This window comes from Kangiella koreensis DSM 16069, assembly GCF_000024085.1.
GTDB classification, from domain to species: domain Bacteria; phylum Pseudomonadota; class Gammaproteobacteria; order Enterobacterales; family Kangiellaceae; genus Kangiella; species Kangiella koreensis.
Window position 1 is genome coordinate 2,726,447 of the sequence record NC_013166.1, and the last position, 25,231, is coordinate 2,751,677.

The 25,231-nt window shown below is 43.5% G+C and carries 25 protein-coding genes and 1 pseudogene; 20 read left to right on the forward strand and 6 right to left on the reverse strand.

All coding sequences use genetic code 11. From position 1 onward, the window contains the following. Window positions 1-33 precede the first annotated feature (33 nt). Together KKOR_RS12660 and KKOR_RS12665 are read right to left on the reverse strand one after the other, a co-directional pair. On the reverse strand, window positions 34-402 hold the full coding sequence (locus tag KKOR_RS12660) for a SpoIIAA family protein (RefSeq protein ID WP_015781535.1): 369 nt from the start codon (window positions 400-402) through the stop codon (window positions 34-36). Window positions 403-447: 45 nt separating this feature from the next. Beyond that, the gene (locus tag KKOR_RS12665) at window positions 448-816 is read right to left on the reverse strand and encodes a VOC family protein (protein WP_015781536.1); all 369 of its coding nucleotides are present in this window, start codon (window positions 814-816) and stop codon (window positions 448-450) included. A 291-nt stretch (window positions 817-1,107) separates the two neighbouring features. Between KKOR_RS12665 and KKOR_RS12670 the strand changes: the two genes are divergently transcribed. From KKOR_RS12670 to KKOR_RS12680, 3 genes are all read left to right on the forward strand, one after another. After that, window positions 1,108-1,938 (forward strand): DUF2971 domain-containing protein, encoded by an 831-nt coding sequence (locus tag KKOR_RS12670; protein ID WP_015781537.1) that lies wholly within the window; start codon window positions 1,108-1,110, stop codon window positions 1,936-1,938. Window positions 1,939-2,061: 123 nt separating this feature from the next. Beyond that, on the forward strand, window positions 2,062-2,610 hold the full coding sequence (locus KKOR_RS12675; RefSeq protein ID WP_015781538.1) for a hypothetical protein: 549 nt from the start codon (window positions 2,062-2,064) through the stop codon (window positions 2,608-2,610). Between the two features lie 3 nt (window positions 2,611-2,613). Continuing rightward, window positions 2,614-3,252, forward strand: coding sequence for a hypothetical protein (locus tag KKOR_RS12680; RefSeq protein WP_015781539.1), 639 nt, complete (start codon window positions 2,614-2,616; stop codon window positions 3,250-3,252). Between the two features lie 4 nt (window positions 3,253-3,256). Here KKOR_RS12680 and KKOR_RS12685 read toward each other — a convergent pair whose 3' ends face one another. After that, window positions 3,257-3,946, reverse strand: coding sequence for a penicillin-insensitive murein endopeptidase (locus KKOR_RS12685; RefSeq protein WP_015781540.1), 690 nt, complete (start codon window positions 3,944-3,946; stop codon window positions 3,257-3,259). A gap of 143 nt (window positions 3,947-4,089) precedes the next feature. Here KKOR_RS12685 and KKOR_RS13805 point away from each other — a divergent pair. From KKOR_RS13805 to KKOR_RS12710, 5 genes and pseudogenes are all read left to right on the forward strand, one after another. Continuing rightward, window positions 4,090-4,728: pseudogene (locus KKOR_RS13805) on the forward strand (glutathione S-transferase family protein). A 42-nt stretch (window positions 4,729-4,770) separates the two neighbouring features. Continuing rightward, the gene (locus tag KKOR_RS12695) at window positions 4,771-5,217 is read left to right on the forward strand and encodes a hypothetical protein (protein ID WP_015781541.1); all 447 of its coding nucleotides are present in this window, start codon (window positions 4,771-4,773) and stop codon (window positions 5,215-5,217) included. Window positions 5,218-5,411: 194 nt separating this feature from the next. Beyond that, window positions 5,412-5,651 carry a hypothetical protein gene (locus KKOR_RS12700; RefSeq protein ID WP_015781542.1) on the forward strand — a complete coding sequence of 80 codons (240 nt, stop codon included), beginning with the start codon at window positions 5,412-5,414 and terminating at the stop codon, window positions 5,649-5,651. Window positions 5,652-5,807: 156 nt separating this feature from the next. Continuing rightward, window positions 5,808-9,014, forward strand: a complete 3,207-nt coding sequence (locus KKOR_RS12705; RefSeq protein WP_015781543.1) for an amidohydrolase family protein — start codon at window positions 5,808-5,810, stop codon at window positions 9,012-9,014. Between the two features lie 127 nt (window positions 9,015-9,141). Continuing rightward, a complete protein-coding gene (locus KKOR_RS12710) occupies window positions 9,142-11,016 on the forward strand; it encodes a tetratricopeptide repeat-containing diguanylate cyclase (RefSeq protein WP_015781544.1) in 1,875 nt (624 codons plus the stop codon). 53 nt (window positions 11,017-11,069) lie between these two features. Here KKOR_RS12710 and KKOR_RS12715 read toward each other — a convergent pair whose 3' ends face one another. Next, window positions 11,070-11,546 (reverse strand): Dps family protein, encoded by a 477-nt coding sequence (locus tag KKOR_RS12715; protein WP_015781545.1) that lies wholly within the window; start codon window positions 11,544-11,546, stop codon window positions 11,070-11,072. 180 nt (window positions 11,547-11,726) lie between these two features. Here KKOR_RS12715 and tusA point away from each other — a divergent pair, with 180 nt between their 5' ends. The 4 genes from tusA to KKOR_RS12735 are packed head-to-tail and all read left to right on the forward strand — an operon-like array spanning window position 11,727 to window position 13,615. Beyond that, window positions 11,727-11,981, forward strand: coding sequence for a sulfurtransferase TusA (gene tusA / locus KKOR_RS12720; protein ID WP_015781546.1), 255 nt, complete (start codon window positions 11,727-11,729; stop codon window positions 11,979-11,981). A gap of 1 nt (window position 11,982) precedes the next feature. Then, entirely contained in the window at window positions 11,983-12,576 is a 594-nt protein-coding gene (locus KKOR_RS12725) for a DUF1285 domain-containing protein (RefSeq protein ID WP_015781547.1), read from the forward strand. Between the two features lie 14 nt (window positions 12,577-12,590). Then, entirely contained in the window at window positions 12,591-12,824 is a 234-nt protein-coding gene (locus KKOR_RS12730; protein WP_015781548.1) for a hypothetical protein, read from the forward strand. 59 nt (window positions 12,825-12,883) lie between these two features. After that, complete coding sequence (locus KKOR_RS12735) at window positions 12,884-13,615, forward strand: L,D-transpeptidase family protein (RefSeq protein WP_015781549.1); 732 nt, start codon at window positions 12,884-12,886, stop codon at window positions 13,613-13,615. A gap of 149 nt (window positions 13,616-13,764) precedes the next feature. On the opposite strand, the gene KKOR_RS12740 is transcribed toward KKOR_RS12735, so the two are convergent. Then, window positions 13,765-14,313, reverse strand: coding sequence for a DNA-3-methyladenine glycosylase I (locus KKOR_RS12740; protein WP_015781550.1), 549 nt, complete (start codon window positions 14,311-14,313; stop codon window positions 13,765-13,767). A gap of 519 nt (window positions 14,314-14,832) precedes the next feature. Between KKOR_RS12740 and glyQ the strand changes: the two genes are divergently transcribed. The 5 genes from glyQ (at window position 14,833) to KKOR_RS12765 (ending at window position 20,014) form a co-directional block, all read left to right on the forward strand. Next, window positions 14,833-15,759 (forward strand): glycine--tRNA ligase subunit alpha, encoded by a 927-nt coding sequence (glyQ, locus tag KKOR_RS12745; protein ID WP_015781551.1) that lies wholly within the window; start codon window positions 14,833-14,835, stop codon window positions 15,757-15,759. 2 nt (window positions 15,760-15,761) lie between these two features. Continuing rightward, window positions 15,762-17,834: a glycine--tRNA ligase subunit beta gene (glyS, locus tag KKOR_RS12750; protein ID WP_015781552.1), complete on the forward strand. Its 2,073-nt coding sequence runs from the start codon at window positions 15,762-15,764 to the stop codon at window positions 17,832-17,834. Between the two features lie 14 nt (window positions 17,835-17,848). Then, on the forward strand, window positions 17,849-18,397 hold the full coding sequence (gmhB, locus tag KKOR_RS12755) for a D-glycero-beta-D-manno-heptose 1,7-bisphosphate 7-phosphatase (RefSeq protein WP_015781553.1): 549 nt from the start codon (window positions 17,849-17,851) through the stop codon (window positions 18,395-18,397). Beyond that, window positions 18,390-19,184, forward strand: a complete 795-nt coding sequence (locus tag KKOR_RS12760; protein ID WP_015781554.1) for a sugar nucleotide-binding protein — start codon at window positions 18,390-18,392, stop codon at window positions 19,182-19,184. Before gmhB ends, KKOR_RS12760 begins: the two co-directional genes overlap by 8 nt. Window positions 19,185-19,279: 95 nt before the next feature. After that, window positions 19,280-20,014: a DUF481 domain-containing protein gene (locus KKOR_RS12765; protein WP_015781555.1), complete on the forward strand. Its 735-nt coding sequence runs from the start codon at window positions 19,280-19,282 to the stop codon at window positions 20,012-20,014. Between the two features lie 43 nt (window positions 20,015-20,057). Here the strand turns inward: KKOR_RS12765 and KKOR_RS12770 are convergent, their stop codons facing one another. Next, window positions 20,058-20,594 carry a gamma carbonic anhydrase family protein gene (locus KKOR_RS12770; protein ID WP_015781556.1) on the reverse strand — a complete coding sequence of 179 codons (537 nt, stop codon included), beginning with the start codon at window positions 20,592-20,594 and terminating at the stop codon, window positions 20,058-20,060. Between the two features lie 199 nt (window positions 20,595-20,793). Between KKOR_RS12770 and KKOR_RS12775 the strand changes: the two genes are divergently transcribed. The 3 genes from KKOR_RS12775 to KKOR_RS12785 all read left to right on the forward strand — a co-directional run bounded on the left by KKOR_RS12775 (window position 20,794) and on the right by KKOR_RS12785 (window position 25,218). After that, the gene (locus tag KKOR_RS12775) at window positions 20,794-23,226 is read left to right on the forward strand and encodes a bifunctional diguanylate cyclase/phosphodiesterase (protein WP_015781557.1); all 2,433 of its coding nucleotides are present in this window, start codon (window positions 20,794-20,796) and stop codon (window positions 23,224-23,226) included. Between the two features lie 62 nt (window positions 23,227-23,288). Further along, window positions 23,289-24,197, forward strand: a complete 909-nt coding sequence (locus KKOR_RS12780) for an ATP-grasp domain-containing protein (RefSeq protein WP_015781558.1) — start codon at window positions 23,289-23,291, stop codon at window positions 24,195-24,197. Next, a complete protein-coding gene (locus tag KKOR_RS12785) occupies window positions 24,190-25,218 on the forward strand; it encodes a TraB/GumN family protein (RefSeq protein ID WP_015781559.1) in 1,029 nt (342 codons plus the stop codon). Before KKOR_RS12780 ends, KKOR_RS12785 begins: the two co-directional genes overlap by 8 nt. Window positions 25,219-25,231: the final 13 nt, after the last annotated feature.

A 25,231-nucleotide genomic window follows, 5' to 3' on the forward strand; every position in this document is an offset into this window, starting at 1 on the left:
TAAATACAACGATTTACTCAATCACAAACCAGCTTATTCCCCAAACAATATCCAACGCCTGGCTGCTTCAAACTCATCAAACGTAAAGTGTCTTATCTGTGCACTGATAAAGTGATTGCCAATTGCTTGGGCAAAAGAACCGACAGGCGAGTCAGTGACAAACGCAATTCGTTTAACACTTTTATGATGTTCCCGAACAAAACGAAGATGCGATACCAAAGCAGCAAAAGAATTCCAGCCAGGAAATGACCGGGTTCTGATGATAATACCTGCCAATGAACCTGCTTTTTCAATTACCGGATCAATCAACTGCGCAGCGAGTCGAAAGTCATTATCAGTCAAAGCACCGTCCGGCTCTAAAATGACCAACCCACGATCCGCATCAACTTTAACATTCAACATATCCGTATCTCCTTTGTTTCGCTTAGCCTTATACTAGCCCTTATATTAATCCGAATTAGTGACCAAGTGAATAATATTGGACGGACTTGAAATCCAGAAGCCCTTAAAGCCCTCAGGCAAAGGCTCGATCTCATCGCAACGCACCACCTCGCTTTGCTGAAAGTACTCAGTCGCCGCATCAAGATCATCAGTCACAACCTCTAACCAGATTTCCCCCTGACTCACCGTCTCCACCCTATCAATCCACAACACCTTATCGCCAAACTTAAAACGAATCGTATCCGTCGTCTCATCATTATCAAGCGGTATCAGCTCAAAACCCAACACATCACGATAAAACGCCACAGTCTTATCATACTCATGCGCCGGCACCTTCATCGCCATATTACGCCCTGGCTCAAATTTTGGTTTCATACGTCCTCCATGAAAAAGTCAGTGAACGCTTAGTTATACAAAATATCATTATCAAACAAAAGCGGCGTAATAATCACCCAACCAGTACCGGTTTTATCTGTGATATAGCCGATATGGCGGTATTGAGGCACCCAAGGGCATTCCCTGCGGTCATCCCTTGATCCTCGAAATACGACCAAAGGAAGTGCCCGTGGTAACCCTAAAATCGACACTTGTATCAACAGAGCAATGATAATAAAGTCTTACGAATCTATTCGTATAAAAAATATTACATTTTCAACGGAGTATCGAGTGAACTTCGATTACATATATAAGTTTCATAAAGTTACTGATCATTCCAAAAAGGCGTTACTCAATAGAAAAATATGGCTTTCAACACAAGAATCATTGAATGATCCATTTGAAGGTGTAACGAAAACAATCTACCCAACTGATCGAACAGATCTCATCACAAAGTGTGTAAATTACATGACAGAAATGTTATGTGATGAAGAAAACCTAGAAAAAAGCCATGCTCAAAATATTGTTCTTCAGAGATACCTTGAAAATCCAGACGGATTCCTTGAAATAGTTCTTGAGCAAGCCAAAAAAGAACACAACTCAGCAATAGAACACACTAGAAATTTAGGCATATATTCAACGTCTGCTGATATACCAAACGATGAACGCTCTCATATCGCCAATATGATCATGTGGTCTCTGTATGCTGATGGTTTCAAAGGGTTTTGTATAAAATACAATGCAAAGGAGCTTTATAGATCACTCAGAGAATTAAATTCAGAAGATAAGTTCTCATATACAAAAGTCAATTATGTAACACAGCCTTATGAGGTAGATCTATTTTCGCTGGTACATAAAGACAATATTGCGTATCTGAAAGCATTACAATTCAAGCATGAGCAATGGGAGCATGAGTGCGAATGCAGAATATTAAGCACATCTGCAGGTTTAAAAGAAATATCCCAAAACTCTATTGAAGCCATATATTTTGGAGATAAAATCTCTGAACAAAATGAAATTGGTCTCATTGAAATAATGCAGCAATCGTTCCCAAACACTCCAATTTTTCGTGTAAAGCTTGATAGCCAAAGCTATGGGATTAGAGTCGGGGAGAAAATATAACAAGTAAATACAGGTGACGCCTACGTCGCACCTAGTTTTGGCGTTTGGGACACTCACAAACCTTAACCCATCTTTTTGGCCCACAATACTAACACCAATCAATAAAATTTAACTGAGGACACAATGAGTAAAAAATTAAGCGAAGAATTAAAAGATGTTGAAGATTTTGATCTGGATAAACCCTCTTTCGAAGAGCTCTGTAAGAAGAATCATCCCAAGCAATGGAAAGTTGCAACGCTTCTGATGTGGTTAATTTTTATTGGTTTTGTTTCGGTTTCAGTCTTTAACTATTACACTAATGCGAATCAAGCGCGTTCTATTCTGGCCAATAATCAAGAAGTTGCTGCTGAGGTTGTTGATTCAATTCAAATTCTCGAAGATGGCAAATATACCGATTATTCTGTCGATTTAGCATTAATGGTCGACGGCTCTACGCAACAGCTTAACCTTGAGATACCGGAAGACATTTTTGAAGAAAACTATCAGGACGCCACCGAGTTAAAGATCATCTATGTTGGCCCGCAAGAGTATAATCTAAAGAGCTATTACGAACGCAAATCCAATATGTTCTCTAACTGGTTCGGTATTCTGGCCGGTTATCTTATCGTGTTTGTTTTACTCTTCATTGCTCGCCATTATCTTCTTAAGCTGCTGTGTGGTGAGCAAGAGTAACCTATGGGCCACCCCGCGCAACCTACTCCAGCACATGGCTTCAGCATGTATCAACTGATTCTTGTATTATTAGCTGTGGTCATTGGCTGGAAGTTGCTTAACTATTCGGGCGTGGTTTCATACGGCCCCGGAGTCATGGCGCCCGATGAACCTATTCAGGAAGCAATCGACCCAGCAGTTAATTTCGAGTTCGAAAACTTTACCATCACTAAAGTTGCGAGCTTTAGCCTAACCGCAAAAGTCCTGTCGAGAGAAGACTACCACTTTGATCGTGGCGCCGATCTTTCACCTGTGGATTTAGCTTTGGGCTGGGGCAAGATGTCTGATGAAAGCATTCTCGAACAAATCAATATTTCACAATCTGGTAGATTTTATCGTTGGCGTGTCGAATCCTTCCCGATACCCCGACGCGAAATAGAAACCCAAAGTGCCAATATGCATCTTATTCCTGCTAATGACTATGTTGCCTATGCCATTGATAATGTTCGTAAAGGGGATATTATCGAATTATCTGGCAGCTTGGTAAATGCGAGATCAAAGGAAGACGGTTGGTACTGGCCCACCTCACAAACACGTAACGATACCGGCAATGGAGCTTGCGAATTAATTTGGGTTGAGAGTTTTCGTGTGGTGACTTATTAGTCGCTTACTTTTTACAAGGTATTTCGAAATCCACATGGTAATGTTCATCGTGACGTACCCATGATCTTCTATTCGATAGCTTTATATTCTTTTTGATGTAATCGCCAAACTGGGTTTCAAATAAACCTGCTTGTAGTTCAGGGTCAAATATTACGCGCCATAATTTATGACCTCTTGCTTTTGCTGCTTCATCCAGGGCAACAATGTGAGCGGCAAGTGCTTCGTAATCAATTTTTAGATTATTATATTTACCATTTTTATCAAACTCTATGTCGTAACCAAACCGGTTGGCTGGGTTTGTGTGTAAATGCACAGATTCACCTTCAGCATTGATAACTGGCGTCATAAAATCGACCGACAATCCATTTCTGTGGGTTTTGTGTGGCTTAAATTCACCGCCTTTTTCCCAGCCAGTCTCAGCGTATTTATAGACTTTCGCAGGCCGCTCTAATTCTAAATATTTGTAAGCGTCAATAACAATATCTTTTACTTCAGAATGAACATAGGTTCGCCCAACCAGGTGCGCGATGTCGCTATAGCCAACAAAGTTAGATCCACTTTTAGGTAATTGTACCCCTCCCTCAAGACGACCTGCAGAAGTTGTGCCATAACACGTGCTTTCTTTGGCGTATGAAACTTTAGGTACTGTAGCGACTAAAATAATTAGCAATATAGGAAGTATTGTTTTGTTCATTATGATTATTTAGTTTATGAGATGTCTTGTAATATACATCATCTTGTTGCGACATTCTCGCCGAGCGCTTTATCACTTCTTGGTTTAATGCACTTATTATTAATTGTGAATTCTGGATGATTTTTAGTTTAAGGAATATATTAATGGCTGATCTTATTCTCACCACTTTTGACTGGGTCCCTGATATGCCAAGAGGTTATATACGTGATCTTCGTGTGCGTTGGGCGTTGGAAGAAGCGGGTTTGTCTTATAAGGTTAACAGCGTGCCTTTTCGGGATAGGGGTGATGAACATTTTTCGAGTCAACCTTTTGGGCAGGTTCCCTAGCTAACTGATAGCGATATTACCTTATTCGAAAGTGGCGCGATTCTGTTGCACCTGGCGGAGCAGAGTTACAATCTGATGCCTTCTGATTCTCAAAGTCGTAGCCAAGTTATCCAGTGGATATTTGCAGCGCTGAACTCGGTTGAAATGGCGAGCTTGCCGTGGTCCTTATACAAATTTTCTGGTGATACCACCGAAACGCCTGGCCGCAAACATTTGGAAAACTTTCTGAGTGCTCGACTCAAGCACATGGAAGCTATTTTATCTCAATGCGATTGGCTTGCTGGTGATTTCTCAGTTGCGGATATTCTAATGGCAGACGTGTTACGTCTGGTGGATCGATTTGATGGACTTGCAGAGTTTCCTTCCTGTCGAGATTATGTGGCGCGCGCAACATCACGCCCTACCTTTAAAAAGGCTTATGATGATCAGATGGCGCATTTTGCAGCAGCGGATTGATTCAAAGATATCCCTAATATTTACTCATCATAAAGGAAATATATGAAACTTCTTATTGGATTTCTATTAATACTCTCTGTTGGTTTAGCATCCGCTGAAAACTTTGATATTAGAGGTACGCATCAGCAATCGGTGCAGCTTGGCGGTGCAAATAGTATCTACATTGAGTGCTACTGCCCCAATAGAAATGTCGTTATATCCAACAGTAAAAAAGATATTCAGTTAATCATTGAAGCCAAGTACAGCAGTATCGGGTACCACGGAAAACAAACTATCCCAACCAGTATTGAACCTGAACAAATGCAGTTTCAAGTCAATCGCTCAGACAAAACCTTAAAACTCATCAGTCTAGAGTGGGCTTTTATGCATCATTTGTTTGAAGTTGAACGATTGCAGGCCATTGCTCCGGAGGGTATCGACGTTAATTTTATTGACTTAAGTTACGACGACTTAGAAGATAGAAAACGAAAGCTCCTAGAATCACAATGATTAGTAAATAATATTTATAAGCTTTTACCATAGGATGGGTTAGCATTTATGCGTAACCCATCCTATAAGAGCAGACTTATCTACCCCTCATTTAACCTTTCCTTACAATTCAACGGCTCAATACTTTGCTGATTGGTATCGGGTCACTATATTATTAGTAACTACGGTGGAATATTTCAAACAAGGATATTATCTTGAGCTACTCATTTTGGATTAAACGATTCTTTGCGGTTCTGATCGGCGTGTTTGTTGTTGTTGCTGTGGCTCAGTATCTTAAGAACGATGACGTTGCTTACGCTTTAACACAGGGTGCTATCTGGGCTCCGATTACCGCTATTATTTTTACCGCCAGTCGATTCTTTCAGGCGAGACGAGGGCAACATTGCGCTCTTTGTAAAGATACCCCTGAAATGCGCGATGAAAGTAAACCTTAATGCAATTTTAGTTATAGGATGGGTTTAGCCATCCTATAAAAGCTCCTCATTTAACCTTTTCTTACAATTTACTGCCCTGATCTTTTGCCTATTCGCTTTTGCCCCTCTATATTGCTAGGTTGAGTCATTTTCATTAATTAACTAAAGAGTCTGGCAATGAAGAAATTATCTATCTTATCCAGCCTGTTGGTGCTGTCTTTGGGGACTGTGGCGAATTCAGCTACGGCGGCAGACGAGGACAAGGCTAAGTGGGATGTGAACAACCCTCCCGGCACTCCAATTTTTGCGGATATTCAGGTCAATGAAGGCACCTGGATGAATCTTGATGTTAGCCCGGATGGCAAAACCATCGCTTTTGATATGTTGGGTGACATCTACACCATGCCAATGTCCGGCGGTAAGGCGACTAACATCACTAATAGCATGGCGTGGGATATGCAGCCACGTTTCTCGCCAAATGGTCAGCAATTAGCGTTTACCACGGATCAAGGTGGCGGCGACAATATCTGGGTCATGGATTCCGATGGTTCGGATCAGTATCAGGTCACTAAAGAAAGTTTCCGTTTATTGAACAACCCTGTGTGGAGCCCCGATGGCAACTATATCGCGGCGCGTAAGCACTTTACCGGCACTCGTTCTTTAGGTGCAGGCGAAATCTGGTTGTATCACAAATCAGGCGGTAGCGGCGTTCAATTGAACAAGCGTCCGAATGAGCAGAAAGACCTCGGCGAGCCAGCCTTTACGCCAGACGGCAAGTACGTTTTATTCTCGCGTGATTCCACACCGGGCTCTTATTTCGAGTACAGCAAAGACTCGAATGAACAGATTTATGAAGTGTTTGCGATTAACCGCGAAACTGGTGACATTGAAACCTGGATTGATGGCCCGGGTGGTGCGGTACGCCCAACCCCTTCGCCAGACGGTAAGTTCATTGCTTTCGTGCGTCGCATTCGTGCACAAAGTGCATTGTTCCTGAAAGACCGTGAAACCGGTGCTGAATTCCCAATTTACGAGGGTTTAGAGCGCGATATGCAGGAAACCTGGGCAATCCACGGCGTTTATCCGAACTTTGCCTGGACTCCGGATAGCGATGAAATCGTGTTCTGGGCGCAGGGTAAGTTACACAAAATTGATGTTGCTTCCAAAGAAGTGACCAATATTCCTTTTGAGGTTAAAGACCGCCGCGAAATGCGTCAGGCCGTGACTCAGAAGAATGCCGCTTATGAAGCTAAGTTCAATGCAAAAATGTTACGTTGGTTGCAGGTCTCTCCTGATGGCGATCAGGCGATTTTCCAGGCTTTGGGTAAAATCTACAGCATGAGCCTGCCGAACGGTAAGCCTAAGCGTTTAACCCGTCAGGACGAGCATTTTGAATTCTACCCGCGCTTCTCAGCTGATGGCAGCAAGATTGTTTACACCACCTGGGATGACAAGACCCTCGGCACAATCCGTATCGTCTCTTCGCGTGGCGGTAGCGGCAAAGTCGTTTCTGAGCAGCCCGGTCATTACACCAACCCTAGCTTGAGCCCGGACGGTGAAACGGTTGTAGCTCAAGCCATTTCTGGCGGCTATTTGACCAGCCCATTGTATTCTCAAGATACGGGTATCATTGCCATTAATCTTGATGATGATAAGCAATATGTTTTATCGAAACGTGGCAGTAATCCATTCTTTGCGGGTAGTTCCAGTCGCGTATTCTTCTCGCAAACTACCCCAAGTGGCGAGACATATAGCAGTAAGTTAGTCAGCACTGACTTAAGCGGCAACGAAATGCAGGAGCACTATGAAGGCAACTGGATCAGTGACTTTACGGTATCGCCAGACCAGCAATGGTTAGCGTTTACCCAGCGTTATCAGGTTTATGTCACTCCATTTGTGCAAAGCGGTAAAGCAATCAATACTGGCCCCGGTGCAAATAACCTTCCTGTGCGTAAGTTCTCCAAATTTGCCGGTAGTAACCTGGCCTGGTCAGAAGACAGTAAATCACTGGCATGGTCACTTGGTCCGGACTTATATCAACAAGCACTTACCGATCGTTTCGAGTTCTTGAGTGCTAAGACTGACGAAGATGCGGAAGCTCCTGAAGCGAAAGCAACTCGCATCAACTTTACGGTTGAAGCAGATAAGCCCGATAGTTCCATTGCTTTAGTTGGTGCGAAAGTCATCACCATGGAAGGCGAGCAAGTCATCGAAGATGGCGTGGTCATCGTTGAAGACAATCGCATCAAGGCGGTTGGTAAGCGTGGTGACGTTGCTATTCCATCGGGTGCTAAAACTATTGATGTAGCTGGCAAAACCATCATTCCTGGTTTAGTCGATGTCCACTGGCACGGCCCTTATGCCAATGACCAGATCCAGCCGCAAACTAACTGGAATGCCATGGCATCATTAGCCTTTGGTGTGACGACAACGCATAACCCTTCGGCCGATACTGAAGCAGTGTTCTCGGCCAGCGAAATGCAGAAAGCCGGTGTGATTACTGCACCTCGCCTGTTCTCGACCGGTACAATTTTGTATGGCGCGAACCACTTCATCACTGCCGAAGTGGACAATCTGGACGATGCCGTTGGCCATCTTGAACGCATGAAAGCAGTTGGTGCTTTCTCGGTTAAGAGCTACAACCAGCCACGTCGCGATCAGCGCCAGCAGGTTCTTGAAGCTGCCCGTCAAACTGGTTTATTAGTAGTTCCTGAAGGTGGCTCTTTGTTCATGCACAACATTTCGATGGTGATTGATGGCCACACCACCATTGAGCACTCAATCCCAGTAGAAAAAATCTATGATGATGTGAAGCAGCTTTGGAGTCAGAGCCAAACCTCTTATGTGCCAACACTGGGCGTTGCCTATGGCGGCATCTGGGGCGAGCGTTACTGGTATGACAAAACCAAAGTCTTTGATCATCCGTTATTGACCAAGTTTGTACCACGCGAAATCCTTGATCCTGTTTCACGACGTCGCTACACAGCGCCGGATGAGGACTACAATCACTTCAACAATGCTACGGTTACTGCAGAACTGCGTGACTTGGGTGTTAAAGTGGGTATCGGTGCGCATGGTCAGCGTGAAGGCCTGGCAGCTCATTGGGAGCTTTGGATGTTTGAGCAAGGCGGTATGACGCCTCATCAAGCACTTGAAGCTGGCACTATGGATGGCGCTAAAATCCTGGGTATGGCTGATGAAATCGGCTCTATTAAAGAAGGCAAACTGGCTGATTTAGTCATCCTCGACGCGGATCCTCTAATCAACCTTAAAAACAGCGAAAAGGTTAATATGGTTATGTTGAATGGTCGTCTTTATGATGCCCAGACCATGAATCAAGTAGCTCCAAAAGAAGTAAAGCGTCCTGCTTTCTTCTTTGAATAAGCATCCATAATAGATTATTTCAATCTTGCAATACTGTAATGCAAATATGCATTACAGTATTGTTCATTTTTGCATCAATTTAGGGTAAAGTAATCTCACTGACTAAATAAAAAATTAAAGGAATAACGTGGTTAACCTCACGAAATCATTAGCATTTTTGCTATTGCTAGGAAGCGCACTTAGCTTTGCGGCTGCGCCTGCTGATAACCTACCTTTACAAAACCAGTTATACAGCATGAGCAAGCTCACAATTCCTGAACGTAGTCAGGAATCATTTCTTACTAAAGTCCAATCTATTTTGCGAAATGAGCTGGATCCTCACTCGGAAGCTTTAGCTAATGTTTTAGCTGCGGATTATTATATTCATACCAATGAGCCACTGCGCGCACGTGAGCATCTTAATATTGCCAAGCCTTTCGTTAACACCGTCGATAAGCCATCACTATATCAAGAGTACAACTATGTCTTGATGCTCGTATTACGGACCGAAGGTAATCTTAAAGAGGCAAAGTATACAGCTGATGCGCTTTATCGTGACGTTCGTGAATCTTGGCCGGATAATAAACTGAGCGATATTGTACTAGAGCGTGCCTATATCAACTCTTATCTGTATCGATACCAAGAGGCTTTCGAGTTAATGGAGCTGGCTCTTTCTCACGCTTATGAGAGTAACGATCCTTTTCAATTAGTTGAAACCTACAACGTTTTTGCCATTCTTTATGGTTCGTTAAACGACTATCCTTCCTCTATAGACTATCTTAAAAAATCTATAGAAATTATGGAGGCTAATCCGCAATACACCCAGAACACTTATTTGTACGTTAACCTTGCAGACTCCTATCGCGCTTCTGAAGATTTCGAACAAGCCAATACATATCTGGATAAATCGTTCCAAATCGCCAAAGATACCAATGATGTATCCTTAAAGGCATATGCACATCAAGTCAAAGGGCGCTTATTGGTTGATCAGGAAAACTACGAAAGCGCGCTCAACCATATTTTGACCTCGCAAAAATTGCATAAAGAGGTAGGCGAAGAGTTATTTAGTTTTGAAATTCATACGGAATTGACTCGCATTTATCTGGAACTGGCTCAGCTGGACAAAGCTAAACTGCATTTAAGTTTAGCTAAAGAACATGCACAGCAACTTGGCAGTCAGGACACCCATTACATTAACCGCCTTGAAAGTGAATTGTTCGTCGAAGATGGAAGTTTTGAGCAAGCTTATGAATTATTGAATGAATCCTATACCCAATATCGTAAGCAGTTCAACGATAACCTTACCTATGTTTCCAACCTGTCCCGTGAACAGCTTGATCAGGAGCGTCTGGTCTTCGAAAACAAACTGCTGGAGCAGGAGAATAAGCTTAATTCACAATATGTTGAGGAAAGCCGTAAGTACAGCTACCTACTGTGGGTTCTCATCTTACTATTACTCTTAGTAGTAGCGATTGCCTTGTGGATTATGTTGCGCTACCGCAATTTGGCTAAAGCCAATCACCAAATGGCTTTCACCGACAATTTGACCAAAATGCCCAATCGTCGCCATGTTTTCCGAACGCTAGAACTACAGCACAAGGCGAGTGGCCCGGGAAGAAAAACCTACAGTGTCATATTGTTCGATATAGACTTCTTTAAGAGTATTAATGATCGCTTTGGCCACAATATCGGGGATAGAGTGATTCAATCCACTCGTGATATTTGCGAAGCTGTATTGCGTGAGACTGATACTATAGGTCGCATCGGTGGCGAAGAGTTTTTGATTTTACTACCTGACACCGAACTCAAAGCTGCCTACAACATAGCCGAGCGTCTGCGAGAATATTTTGAAACCTATAATTTCGAAGATATCGCTCCCGGACTCACCGTTACCTCCAGTTTTGGTGTGACCGAATACCTGCCGGAAGATGAAACCTTGGATTTAGTTGTCAATCGAGCAGATCGATTGTTGTATAAAGCTAAAAATGAAGGGCGTAACCAGGTAATGGCAAGTTTTGCTTAAGTCAAAATATTAAAAAAGGCGACCCAAAGGTCGCCTTTTTTAATTCTACAAACTTACTTCTGCAAATGAGAACGTAGCATCCAGGCGGTTTTTTCATGCACCACCAATCGGTCTGATATCAAGCTGACTGATGATTCGTCATCGGCTTCTTGCGCGATGGATAAAATCTCTCTTGCGGTTCTCACCACAGTCTCATGACTGTCGACCAGACGCTCGAGCATTTCTTCGGCACTGATATTACCTTCAACTTCTTTAATGCTGGTTAACTTGGCGAACTCTTTATAGGTGCCAGGAGACAAAATACCTAAAGCACGAATACGCTCTGCTATGTCATCTACCGCAACAGCCAACTCCGTGTAGTGAGTTTCGAACAAGGTATGCAGCGACTGGAAGAATGGGCCAGTGACGTTCCAGTGGAAATTATGAGTTTGCAGGTATAGGGTGTAAGTATCTGCTAAAAGACGTGATAAACCATCACCAATTTTTTCGCGATGGTTTTCATTGATTCCGATATTAATCGCTTTGTTCATTACTAACTCCTTATGATTAATGTATTCACAATACTAACCTAACGATCTTAGTAGTTAAAATCAATCCTTACTAACAAATCGATATATTGTTGCTATTTAAAGTGGTATTAACTTCATGTTAGTGGTGAAAAAGTCTAAAATTCGCACAATTTCAGCATACAGCAATTGCTTTACTACACTATGACACAGCTCAACTTTGATCAATTCGACCGTAAACTCGATGCACTAGGCCTTCGCTGCCCTGAGCCTGTGATGATGGTGCGCCTCAATGTCCGTAAAATGGAGGATGGGCAGGTGTTATTAGTATTAGCGGATGATCCTTCAACTACTCGTGATATTCCCAAGTTCTGTACTTTTATGGAACATCAGCTGATTGGTAGCGATACTGAGCAGCTGCCTTACAAGTATCTGATTAAAAAAGGAATGGCCGCTTAATATGACTGCCTCAGATTCTGATCAAGAAGCTCAATCCAAAAAAGATCTCGGTCAAATTTTAGCCGAGCTCGAGAAAACCAGCGACGGCAAATCATTACCGCCGGTTGAGCAATGGGATCCTGATTTCTGCGGCGATATGGATCTGATCATCAAGCGTGATGGCAGCTGGCATTATCAAGGGTCACCGATTGGCCGCCAACGCCTGGTTAAACTCTTCTCAACTGTCCTCAAAAAAGAAGACGACAAATATTTCCTGGTTACTCCGGTTGAAAAACTGGGCATTCGTGTCGAAGATGCACCCTTCCTGGTTATTCGCATGCAAGTTAAAGACACTGTCGAAGGACCTGTTATCAGCTTCGAGGATAACTGCGATAATCAGATAATCTTGACCAAAGGTAATCCTCTGTGGGTTGAACAAGACTCTAAAACTGGCGAACCATCTCCCTATATCATGGTGCGTCGTAATCTATATGCCCTTATCCATCGCAATGTTTTTTATGAACTCGTAGAGCGAGCCGAAGAAAGAGTCATTGATGATCAAAAACACCTCGGCGTTATTTCCGCTGGTGAATTTTTCAGTTTAGGAACCATTTAGGTTATAGGTAACAGATGGTCAAGTTTCAAGCACTGCCTAAAATCACCATTATCTGCTACATCATTTCGGTAGTCATAATTGGATTTGTATTTGCCGAGCAATTCGGCGAATGGGATCTCTTTAGCCGACAAGTCAAAATTGGCATTCTAGTCAGCGCAGCGATCATTGGCGTCTTTGGCTCAATCATCAGTATCGCCAAACAGCTTGCCGGATATCTCAAGCGAAACAAGTCTTCTTCTAACGATTAATATTTGTCACCCCAAAACGATTAAGCTACAGTAAAAAAATACACACAGCTCGGTCGCCAATGAAACACATTCTTTCTCTCATCTTTCTAGTTGCCACGCTTATTGGAATTTACCTTATTTATAATTTCGGACGTGCTTACTGGCATCCTTTGTATATCAAAGTTGCCGGAGCACGTACTGTAGAAGATGTTGTGCAGACTTATGGCGAGGAAGCGCGAAACCGAATGGTTCCGTATTTTGAAGCCGCTGGCTCAAGTTATCCACCTGGCTCTGTGGCGCTGATAGCCATAAAAGAAGAAGCAACACTGGAGTTATGGGACACCTCAGCAGCAAACCCAGTATTCATTCGTAAATACTCTGTTCTCGCTCAAAGCGGAGTTGCAGGCCCCAAATTGCGTGAAGGTGATATGCAGGTTCCTGAAGGCATTTATCGGATTGAATACTTAAATCCGAATAGCTCTTACCACTTATCAATGAAGTTAAACTATCCGAATGATTTTGATTTAACACATGCTAGAGCTGAAGGGCGAAGTGAACCGGGAACTAACATCTTTATCCATGGTAAAGCTGTCTCAATAGGGTGTTTAGCAATGGGAGACGAGGTTGCTGAAGAGTTATTTGTCCTGGCCAGCGACATCGGGCATCGCAATATAGACGTCGCGATTGCACCCAAAGATCCAAGAAAAGAACAGTTGCAGCCAATATCAGAACTACCTTGGACAGAAGAACTTTACCAAGATTTAACAGCTTACTTTGCACCTTTCGTGGAAAAGAGATCGGCGGAACTTTAGTTACAGACAAATCTTCCCAACAACCACACCACTATTGAATATTGTTAGTTTTGAGTGCGGCTATGTCTTTTTGAGGAAGGGATTTAGTTGCTGTTAAATGACAGGCGATAAAAAGACTTATAACAAACCTCAGAGCGAAAAAGGTAATTTTACTTTTTGAAACAATCTTTCGTGTGATCATCCACCATCCCCGTAGCCTGCATAAAGGCATAACAAATCGTACTGCCGACAAATTTAAATCCGTCTTTTTTGAGTTGCTTAGCCATGGCATCTGACTCAGGGGTTGTGACAGGAACTTGTTTCAAGCTTTGCCAATTATTAACGATCGGTTCACCACCTACAAACTGCCATAAATATTCGCTGAATGTTCGTTCTTCTTTTATGCGTAGATAATTCTGAGCATTAACAATAAAAGCGTTTACTTTGAGTTTGTTGCGAATAATACCTGCATCCGAAAGCAATTCTTCACGCTTGCCCTCGTCGTAGGCCGCGATTTTTTCAGCATCGAAATTATCGAAGACTTTACGGTAATGTTTGCGTTTTTTGAGCACCGTGATCCAGCTTAAGCCTGCCTGCGCACCTTCCAGGCACAGCATCTCGAATAACTCTTGGTCATCATAGGTAGGTACGCCCCATTCGGTATCATGGTACTCAATATAAAGCGGATCATCGCTGACCCAGCCGCAACGTGTTTTCATTTTTTGCTTCTGATTATTTAAATTACACCAGATATTATCACGCCCTACTTAATTAAACATATAGTACCAATAACCCCTTTTGATTGAGCTGAGTAGTAGCCAAGACATAGCAATTCAAATCCTGGATGATTTGAATAGTAAAATTCGGGCCAAGGATGGAACGTATTTTACGGTGCGTTAAGTGACTTGGCGGATACGAAGGGAGTTGAGCAAAGCGAAACCTCAATCACGGGGTGGTCTTCTTTTGGTTACTTTTCTTGACCACGCAAGAAAAGTAACTCGCCAAAGGGCGAAACAGCAAGCCAAAGAAAAATATAATCACTGGACCCCGCTATCAAGCGACCGAAGGGAATGCCTGTGGTATAGCGGGATGACAAGTATGAATGAGGCTCAATCAGGATTAAAGCTACAACTATCTGGATATTTCACGCTTTAAGGTTAGAAAATGACCTGAATTACCGTATAATTTCGCTCTTTGCGCAAAATAACGCATATAAGCATCCATTAAGGGCACAGATTGTGGCAGATACTAAGACCTTTCAGGGGTTAATCCTGACCTTACAGAATTATTGGGCCGAGCAGGGCTGCGTGATTCAGCAACCGCTGGATCTTGAAGTCGGCGCTGGCACTTTCCATCCCGCAACCTTCCTGCGTGCCATTGGCCCAGAGCCGTGGAGTGCAGCTTATGTCCAGCCTTGCCGCCGTCCAACCGATGGTCGTTATGGTGAAAACCCTAACCGCTTACAACATTACTACCAATTCCAGGTAGTGATTAAACCTTCGCCACTGGATATCCAGGAAATGTATCTGGGCTCATTAAAGGCGATGGGGCTTGATCCGCTTGAGCATGATATTCGCTTCGTTGAAGACAACTGGGAATCACCGACACTTGGCGCCTGGGGTCTGGGCTGGGAAGTCTGGCTAAACGGCATGGAAGTAACACAGTTTACTTATTTCCAGCAGGTGGGCGGTCTTGAGTGTAAGCCGGTGATGGGTGAAATCACTTATGGTCTCGAGCGTATTGCCATGTATTTGCAGGGCGTCGACAGCATTTATGATCTGGTATGGACTGATGGACCTTTGGGTAAAGTCTATTACCGCGATGTGTTCCACCAAAACGAAGTGGAGCAATCCACTTATAACTTTGAGTACGCCAATGTCGAGAAGTTGTTTGAGTTCTTCGATTACTGCGAAAGCGAATCTATGAGTCTAATGGAACATAATTTGCCATTGCCAGCTTACGAGATGGTGCTAAAAGCTTCGCATGCCTTTAACTTGCTGGATGCGCGTCATGCTATTTCAGTCACCGAACGCCAACGCTTTATTTTGCGGGTTCGTGCCTTAGCGCGCTCAGTAGCCGAAAGCTACTACGCAGCTCGCGAGGAGCTAGGATTTCCGATGCTTAACAATAGTAAAAACCAAGCCAATAAATCGGAGGAGAAATAGTCATGTCACAACACGATTTATTGTTTGAGCTGGGAACTGAAGAACTACCACCCAAAGCGCTAAAAACATTAAGCGATGCGTTGCGCGATAACTTTGCAGCTAATCTGCAAAGCAATGATTTTACTTTTGACAGCATCGAGAATTATGCAGCACCACGTCGCCTAGCGCTCACTATCCGCAATTTAGCGGATAGTCAGCCAGATAAGAATGTAGAACGCCTTGGCCCTGCGGTTGCCGGAGCCTTTAATGATGATGGTTCGGCCAAGCCTGCAGCCGTTGGTTTTGCAAAGTCCTGTGGCGTTGAAGTGGATCAGCTGGATCGCATAGAAACTGACAAAGGTGAGCGCCTAGGTTACACCATCGCACAAAAGGGCCAGCCACTGTCTGAATTGATTGAAGATATGCTCAATTCAGCATTGAAAAAATTACCGATTCCCAAGCCAATGCGCTGGGGCGATCGTAGCGAGCAGTTTATCCGCCCAGTGCATTGGGCAGTATTACTGTTTGGCGATCAAGTCTTAAACGCCACCGTTTTAGGCGTTAAAACCTCCAACCAATCACGCGGCCATCGCTTCATGTCGCCGGATTGGGTGACCTTTAATTCTGCTGATGATTACTTGTCTAAACTGTTAACGGCTAAAGTGAATGCCGATTATGAGCAGCGCAAAGAGCAGATCCGCGGCCAGGTGAAAGCTGAAGCTGACAAGCTAGGTGGTGTGGCTCAAATCGATGAGAGCTTGCTCGATGAAGTAGCCAGCCTGGTTGAATGGCCAGTAGCATTAACCGGTAAGTTCGACACCGAATTCCTGGCAGTGCCAGCTGAATGTCTGATTTCCTCAATGGCCGAACATCAGAAATATTTCCACGTGTTCGACAAAGACGGCAAATTGATGCCGAACTTTATTACCGTCAGCAACATTGAAAGCAATCGTCCGCAAAGCGTGATCGAAGGTAACGAAAAAGTGATTCGTCCACGTCTTGCTGATGCGATGTTTTTCTTTGAAACCGACAAAAAAGTTAGCCTGGAAAGTCATCAAGACCATCTACAAAAAGTTGTTTTTCAAAAACAACTAGGTTCAATATTAGACAAATCAATTAGAGTAGCTCACCTTGCAAAGTATATTGCCCCAAAAATTGGAGCAATCCCTGAAGACGCTGAGAGAGCCGCATTGTTATCTAAGTGTGATCTAGCCACTAACATGGTCGGTGAATTCGATAATCTACAAGGCATAATGGGTACTTACTATGCCCGTCACGATGGCGAGAACGAGAATGTTGCTATTGCCATGACTGAGCAGTACTTGCCCAAGTTCTCAGGTGACGAACTGGCTAAAAATTCTGTGGGACAATGCTTGGCAATTGCCGATCGTGTTGACTCATTGGTCGGTATTTTTGGTGTAGGACAAGGACCTAAAGGTTCTAAAGACCCCTTTGCATTACGCCGTGCCGCTATTGGCTTACTTAGAACTATCGTAGAAAACCGCTTAGAACTAGATATTAATGAATTACTATCTAAAGCGAATCAATTAATATCTGAACGTATTGATAAAGCAAACTTTTATTCTCATAAACAAGAAGCTCTTCTAGATTTTCTCTTTGAGAGACTACGCGCTCTATATCTCGACCAAGGCGTCAGCAGTAATACCATTTCAGCCGTTATGGCATTGCGTCCTACTCAACCGCTGGATTTCGATGCCCGCATTAAAGCGGTGCAGTTCTTCCAGACGTTGCCGGAAGCGGAAAGCCTGTCTGCAGCCAATAAGCGTGTGAAAAACATATTGGCCAAAGCTGATATCGAAGTACCAGACGCGATTGACTCTGGTTTATTACAGGAAGCCGAAGAGCAGGCGCTGGCAAAAACCATTACTGATGCGGAAGCTAAACTATCAGCCATGAACAGTTATCAAGACAAGCTGCAACATCTGGCCAGTCTGCGTGATGATGTCGATGCTTTCTTCGATAAAGTAATGGTTAACGCCGACGATGCAGCGGTCAAAGCTAATCGTTTAGCCATGCTGAAAAAACTGCAGGATTTGTTTGGCTCGGTTGCTGATATTTCCCTGCTTCAAAACTAAGACTTATATAACTTATGTCTGCAATCGATTGGAGCAAAATCAAAGTGGTCGTTCTGGATCGTGATGGCGTCATCAATCACGATTCCGACGACTATATTAAAACGCCCGAAGAATGGATTCCGATTGCTGGTAGTTTGCCAGCAATCGCCAAGCTCAATCAAAAGTTTAAGGTTGCGATTGCTACTAATCAGTCAGGAATTGGGCGCGGCTATTATGATGAGCAGATTTTGCATGCCATGCATGACAAGATGGATGGCTTGTTGAAAGAATATGACGGGCATATTGATCACATCGAATTTTGTCCTCATCATCCTGATGACGGCTGTGCCTGCCGTAAACCAGAAACGCAAATGCTCGAACATATCGCCGAAAAGTTTTCTGCTGAACCACAAGAGATCGTTTTTGTAGGCGACTCTAGTTCCGACTATCATTGCGCTCAGAATTTTGGCTGCCCTTTTATCCTTCTCCTAACTGGTAAAGGACTTAAAACCCTTAACAAATTGGCGGGTAAAAATTTGATTGTTGAAAAAAGCTTAGCCATGTTGGTGGAATCCATTGACTAACCAAGGCAAGAATCTAATCGTTGGTGCAGGTAAGCTTGGTCAGCGTCTTTATAATCACCTTAAGTCGCTGGATCAGCCCACGATTACCTTATCCAGAAGCCCCAAAGGATGGTCCGATCAACACATCTGTTATGACCTGTTGCATGATGAGAGGGCTTTGCCAAAACTCCCCAGGTTAAGCACCGTGTTTATCATTCTTGCTCCCGGCGAGCGCACTGAATCTGCCTATCGCCAAACCTACATCACTGCGATTTCCAATCTGACGTCCTTGTTACATCAGCAACAGACTGACTTTTACTGCGTATTTGTGTCCTCTACATCAGTCTATGGCGGAAATACAGAGCCACTGATAAATGAACAAACCAAGCCTTTGCCAGATTCCTTTTCTGGGCAGACTCTGCTGAAGGCTGAGCAAAACATCAAGAAAATGCACAACAATACCTCAATTGTCAGACCTTCCGGTTTGTATTCCTCACAGCGTCAACGCCTAATTGATAGTCTGCTCGATCCCGAACAGTACCAAAATTCCAAATGGCTTAACCTGATTCATGAACAGGACGTTTGCCAATGGCTATGGCAGACAGCTGTTAATCAGTGGCCATTGACGATTGCTTCTGATGGTTTTCCATTCCAACGTAAACAGTTGCAGAGTTTTCAGCAATCACTACCTAACGCAGATGTACCTTCATTGCCCGACAATTCAGCTAAACGCTACCAATCTCGTTATCTTGACCAGATTAAATTGCAACACCCTTCAATTTTTCACTGGTTAAAGTCGCGAATGTAACGTTTTATAACATATTGTGTATTTTTATTAGTCCATGATTTGTTAAAATCACCAGCTTTAATGGCTTGTAGATTGATATAAAAAGCGAGAGTGACATGAGTTTCAAAAAATCCCTGGTGGCATTAGCCATTTGTTTTTCTTCCCCCGCACTATTTGCACAAAGTGGTTTATTATCCGACGCACCTGAAGAAGGCTACATTGGTAATATTGATTTTGGCTATATCAGCACCTCTGGTAACACAGAAACTGAAAGTCTCAATGGTGCCTTCAGATACATCACGCGCATTTCAGATGAATGGTCAACCGGTGTGCATATTACTGGCATGACCAATACAAATGATGAAGTGCGTGAGGCTGAACGCTATACATTCGTGTGGAATAACCGCTACGACCTGTCTGAACGCTCATTTGTTTACAGTGTTGTTGATTACATGAACGACTATTTTGGTGCTTATGATTATCAAGCAGGTGCTTATGTCGGTTACGGTCATGAATTATTTAAAGATGATACTGGTCACTTCTCACTAGGCCTTGGTTTGGGTTACCGCATTAATGCCCTTGAAGCTGGAGAAGATGAAAAAGAGAACGTTGTGCGTGGCGACCTTGACTATCAATATAATATTTCTGAGACAGCTACCTTCACTCAAGTTGTTGCCGCTATCTGGGGACAGGACTTCGATACCTATGCATCTGAGACCGCCCTAAGAACCAATATCTCAGAAAGCTTATCACTGAAATTGGCTTACCACATAAACTATAACTCTGAAGTTCCGCTTGGTGCCGAGAAACGCGATACCACCACAACCGTGAGTGTGAGTTATAGTTTCTAATACAGCACTAGTATAAAAAAAACCGGCTTTTGCCGGTTTCTTTTTAATCGTCCTGATCTAAATACTGATTTTTCAGCTTGACGTAATTATCTGCCGAATATCTAAAGAAGTCAGTTTCTTCTTCGGTGAGTTTTCTAATCTTTCGCGCCGGAGAGCCAACCCAGAGATAACCACTTTCTAAGACACGACCCGGTGGTACCAGACTGTTAGCACCAACAATGACATTTTCTTTAATCAAGGCACCATCCATCACCACCGTGCCCATACCAATTAAGCAATTACTTTCGATGCGGCAGCCGTGCAAGATAGCTTTATGCCCGATGGTGACATTATCCCCAACATAAAGATCGTGTCCTTCGGGATCATAGGGACCAGCATGGGTCACATGACATACAGTTCCATCTTGAATACTTGTGCGCGCACCAATGTGGATTGAATGCACATCGCCACGCAGTACGGCCATCGGCCAAATTGAGCTGTCTTCGCCAATATGAACATTACCCACCACTAGAGCAGTCTGGTCAACATAGACTTTGTCGCCTAGTTGCGGTTGGTGCTGATTAAATTTTCTAATCGTCATTAGATTATATCCTGTTACGTTCTGCCGCTATTTTAGCCTTTCTCGCCTTAATCTCAAACCGAAAGTCTCTTATCTGCTTATATTTCCATTGATGCTACCTGAGTAGCCTTTTTAGCAAGTCATATTTGCACTTATAACAATTGATGGTTATGCTTATTAAACTAACAGGGAGTACCCAATAAAGGCGGATTTAGTTTTGATGTTCAGTAAACCTCCATTACCTGAATCTACCCTACAAAGCCTTGTCGAAAATGACTATTCAGCAGTCCTCGTATGTAACGAAAAGTATGTTATAAAAGCGATCTGTATTGATAAGTCTATCTCCTCTTCGACACTTCAAGGGATAGAACTGAAAGAATGGCTACCAGCAGAGTTGCTTAGTGGTGAGAAAAATCGCGCCATTGTTACTTTGCCGGATATTCGCAAGCAGCGTTTTTTTATTGCTTCGATCACTCGGCTGCCTAAAGATAAATCACACCTTAATATCCTTGTTTCACTACAAGCAGCACCTGAACTTGCCCCAGATAATGGTGAGTCATCGCCCAGTCTGCTATCAGTATATAAGAATACCGTTCTCAATAAAGCGCCTATATTTCTTTATACTCTTGATTACCGCACCAAGTTATTTGTCGAAGGCCTGGAATACTTCAGCAATCTACTCGGATACACACAGGAAGAGTTCGAAGCGATGCCTGAGGGTGTTTACTCAACCGTTCATCCTGACGATATTCCTGTAGTCCAAGAACAGGAACAGCGGCTATCCGCAAGTGATGACAAAGATGTTATTCCAGCCGACTTCAGGGTGAAAAAGAAAGACGGTGAGTGGATTTGGATTCAAGTACACAGCACCATTTATTCCCGCGATGAGGATGGTAATGCGATCATCGAAATTGGCTCAATTCATCAAATTCAAAAAGATTTCAAAACCGAGCAGGCCTTACGACGTAAAGATAAGTACTATCGTACGCTGGTCGAGAACAGCTATGACTGTATCTTGATGTATGACCGTAATATGAATGTTACTTACATTTCTCCATCAGTGACGCGGGTTACCGGCTATACCGAAGAAGACCTTATCGGTAAAACCCTTGAGATGTTCATTTTTGAAGAAGATCGAGAAGAAGCAGAAGCAAATTTGCGTTATGTGGCTGAAAATCCGGGTGCCTTATCTGTTGTTGAACGACGTATAAATCACAAAGATGGTCATATATTATGGATTGAAAGCCGCTTGGTTAATCATCTGGGTGATCCCGATATACAAGGCGTGACGGTCAATTTCCACGTTATAACTGAGCGCAAACAGGCCGAGCAAAAGATCCATAATTTGGCAAATTATGACCCTTTAACGCAATTACCCAACCGTTATTTACTTCGCAAACGTTTACTCAAAGGGCTTGCAGACTCGGTTAAGAACGAGTCCAAACTAGCTTTAATGTATATCGACCTGGATCGCTTCAAAGAAATCAATGATACCCTAGGCCATTCGGTAGGTGATGCTTTGCTACAAACTGTCGCCAAAACCATTCATAAGTGCTTACGCAGTTCAGACACGTTAGCCCGCGTGGGTGGCGATGAGTTCACCATTGTTCTACCGGAAACCTCCGAAAAAGAAGCTCGTTACATTGCTGAACGTATTCTTCAGCAATTCAGAACTCCCTTTAAAGCTGATAGTCATACCGTTCAGACTGGCGCCAGTATCGGTATCAGTATTTTCCCTGATCACAGTAAAAAGGCTGAAGACTTATTCCGTTTTGCGGATATTGCTATGTATTCGGCTAAAAAAGAGCGCAACCAATATCAACTGTATGAACTGCGCCATAGCGAACGCGAAAATCGCCGTCGCTCTGTGGAGAAGAAACTCAAAACGGCCATTGCTAATGATCACTTACGCCTTTATTACCAGCCTCGTGTGGATATTAAAAGCGGTGCCATCAAAAGTGTCGAAGCTCTTTGTCGCTGGTACGATCCAGACCATGGCGATATTTCACCAAGCGTTTTCATTCCGATTGCCGAAGAAAGCACCCTGGTCCATGAACTGAGCCAGCAGGTCACTGATTTAGCCTGTAAGCAACTCGTCTCCTGGCGCAATATGGGCATTGACACTACGGTTGCTTTAAATCTATCCATCAAAGATTTGCGCAACTTTAATTTGCTCAATCAGTTTGCCGACACCATGCGCACCTATGATATTCCTGGCAGTGCTCTGGAAGTTGAAATCACCGAAAGTGCAGCCATGACCGATGTGGTTAACACCGTCAAAGTACTTAATCAATTCAAGGATTTGGGGATTAAATTATCGATTGATGACTTCGGTAAAGGTTATTCATCCTTAGCCTATCTCAGTCAGCTGCCGGTCGATAATCTTAAAATTGACATGTATTTCGTTTCCCAGCTTAGTAGCCAGAAGCAGGATCGCATGATTAATGTGAATATTATTCGAAGTATCATCTCCCTGGCACAAAGTTTGGATTTACACACGGTTGGCGAAGGCGTTGAAACGATTCAGCAGATGTCTATTTTGCAATCACTCGGTTGCGATATGGGCCAAGGCATGTTGTTCTGCCGCCCGATGTCGGCAACTGCCATCACCGACTTATTGCGCGAAGGTAAAGTCACCTTTGCTCGTCGCTAATTGTTTTTGATATGCCTTGTGCTCCATAATAGTTCCCCTGTTATCAAGTATCCGTTTTATTTATGAAGATTGCCATTGCCACTCGACACAACCTGCCCGATTGGGAGCAAGACGACCAACCCTTTTTTCAAGCCTTGACTGATGCTGGTATCCAACATGATGTGATGCCATGGGACAGCGACATTCGCTGGAGTGACTATGATCTCTGCTTACTTCGCACCACCTGGGATTACCAGGAACGCTTTGAGGAATTTACCCAGTGGGTCAAAACTGTCAGCCAACACACCCAGCTGTGTAATCCTGAAACCGTCATTCACTGGAATAGCCATAAAGGTTACTTGCGGGAACTTGAGCAGAACGGGATTCAGATTGCCCCCTCAGTCTGGCTTGATCGAGGCCAAGCCTATGATATTAAAAGTATAATGGCTGAAAAAGGCTGGCAGCAGGGTTTTATCAAGCCGCTAATCGGTGCGAATGCTCGCGAATGTTGCCGCTTCAATAGCGATGAACCAGGGCTAGCTCGCGCCAAAGCTCATATTGACCGCTTAATCACTTATGAAGATCTGGTTTTGCAGCCATACCTTTCCACGGTAGAAAGCTTCGGTGAAACCTCAGGCATTTTCTTTAATAATCAATTCAGCCATGGCACGCGCAAGGTTCCGGTGCAGGGTGATTTTCGCGTTCAGGACGATTACGGTGCCAGCGACTTCCCTTATCAGCTGAGTGACGCTGAAAAAGTACTGGCCGATAAGGCGCTGAAGTATGTGTGTGACCACTATTTACCACCCGGCCAAGAGCAATTACTGTACGCTCGTATCGACTTTTTACACGACGCTGATGGAACGCCTTACCTGAATGAAATGGAGCTGATTGAGCCTTCATTGTTTTTCAGACATGGTGGCAAACAAGCATGTGATACTTTGGTATCCGCGATTCAAACTATAAAAAATAATGGAGTTATTAATGAATAAAATCTCACGTTTTCTCTTAATTGCAGTAGTTTTACTTCTAATTGTCATTAGTGCAGTTTTCCTTTCAAAAACACAAACTATTGACCAGGCCACGCCTGAAGCTAATAGCGGTTCGCAACAAACCAACGAACAACCATTAGTAGAGACCACTTCAGAAGACACTGCTAATGAACCAGCTCAGCCAGAGCAAGAGGCAGCAACAGTTGCGAACTATAACCCCGCTATCTGGAAAGTTGAGCATAATGGTGTAACTTCGTATCTTTTCGGCTCTATTCATATGGGCGATCAGAGTATGTATCCTTTGCCAGAGAAGGTACAAAAGGCTTTTCAAGCAAGCGAGGTGGTAGCAGTTGAAATTAATATGAATAACCTTAATCAGCTTGAAATTGCCCAGACCATTCAGACGATGGCAGTCACTCCTGGCAAGCCTCTAAAAGACCATATCTCAGAAGAAACAGCGATCAAATATGATGAATATTGTCAGCGTACTCACTCGCCTTGTGCCATGTTTAATAATTTCGAACCATGGTTTGTTGCCGCTACGTTAGAAGCTTTAAGCATGCAACAGCAAGGTTATCAGGAACAACTTGGCATTGATAAATACTTCCTGAGCGAAGCGAAAGACAGCAAGGAGATTGTTGAACTGGAGAGTTTTGACTCTCAACTGGCGATTCTTGACGGTATGCCTTTGGAGCTACAGGAGCTTATGTTATTGGGCACTGTCACCCGCGAGGAAGGTGGAACAGAAAGACTCATGCAAGCCTGGAAAACGGGTGACGTTGAGACTTTCCTGGCGGAAGAGCAACTTTCAGCAAAGGATCAGGGGGTTAGCGAAGAAGATTATGAAGCCTTTATGGATCTATTCTTGTATCAGCGTAACCAAGGCATGGCCGATGGTATAACCGAGCTTCTTAAGCAAGGTAAATCTGTTTTTGCCGTTGTTGGTGCAGCCCACTATGGCGGCGACAAAAGCGTTAACTACTATCTTAAGCAGAAAGGCTTCAAAGTTACACGTATGTAATGTCTAAGGTTAT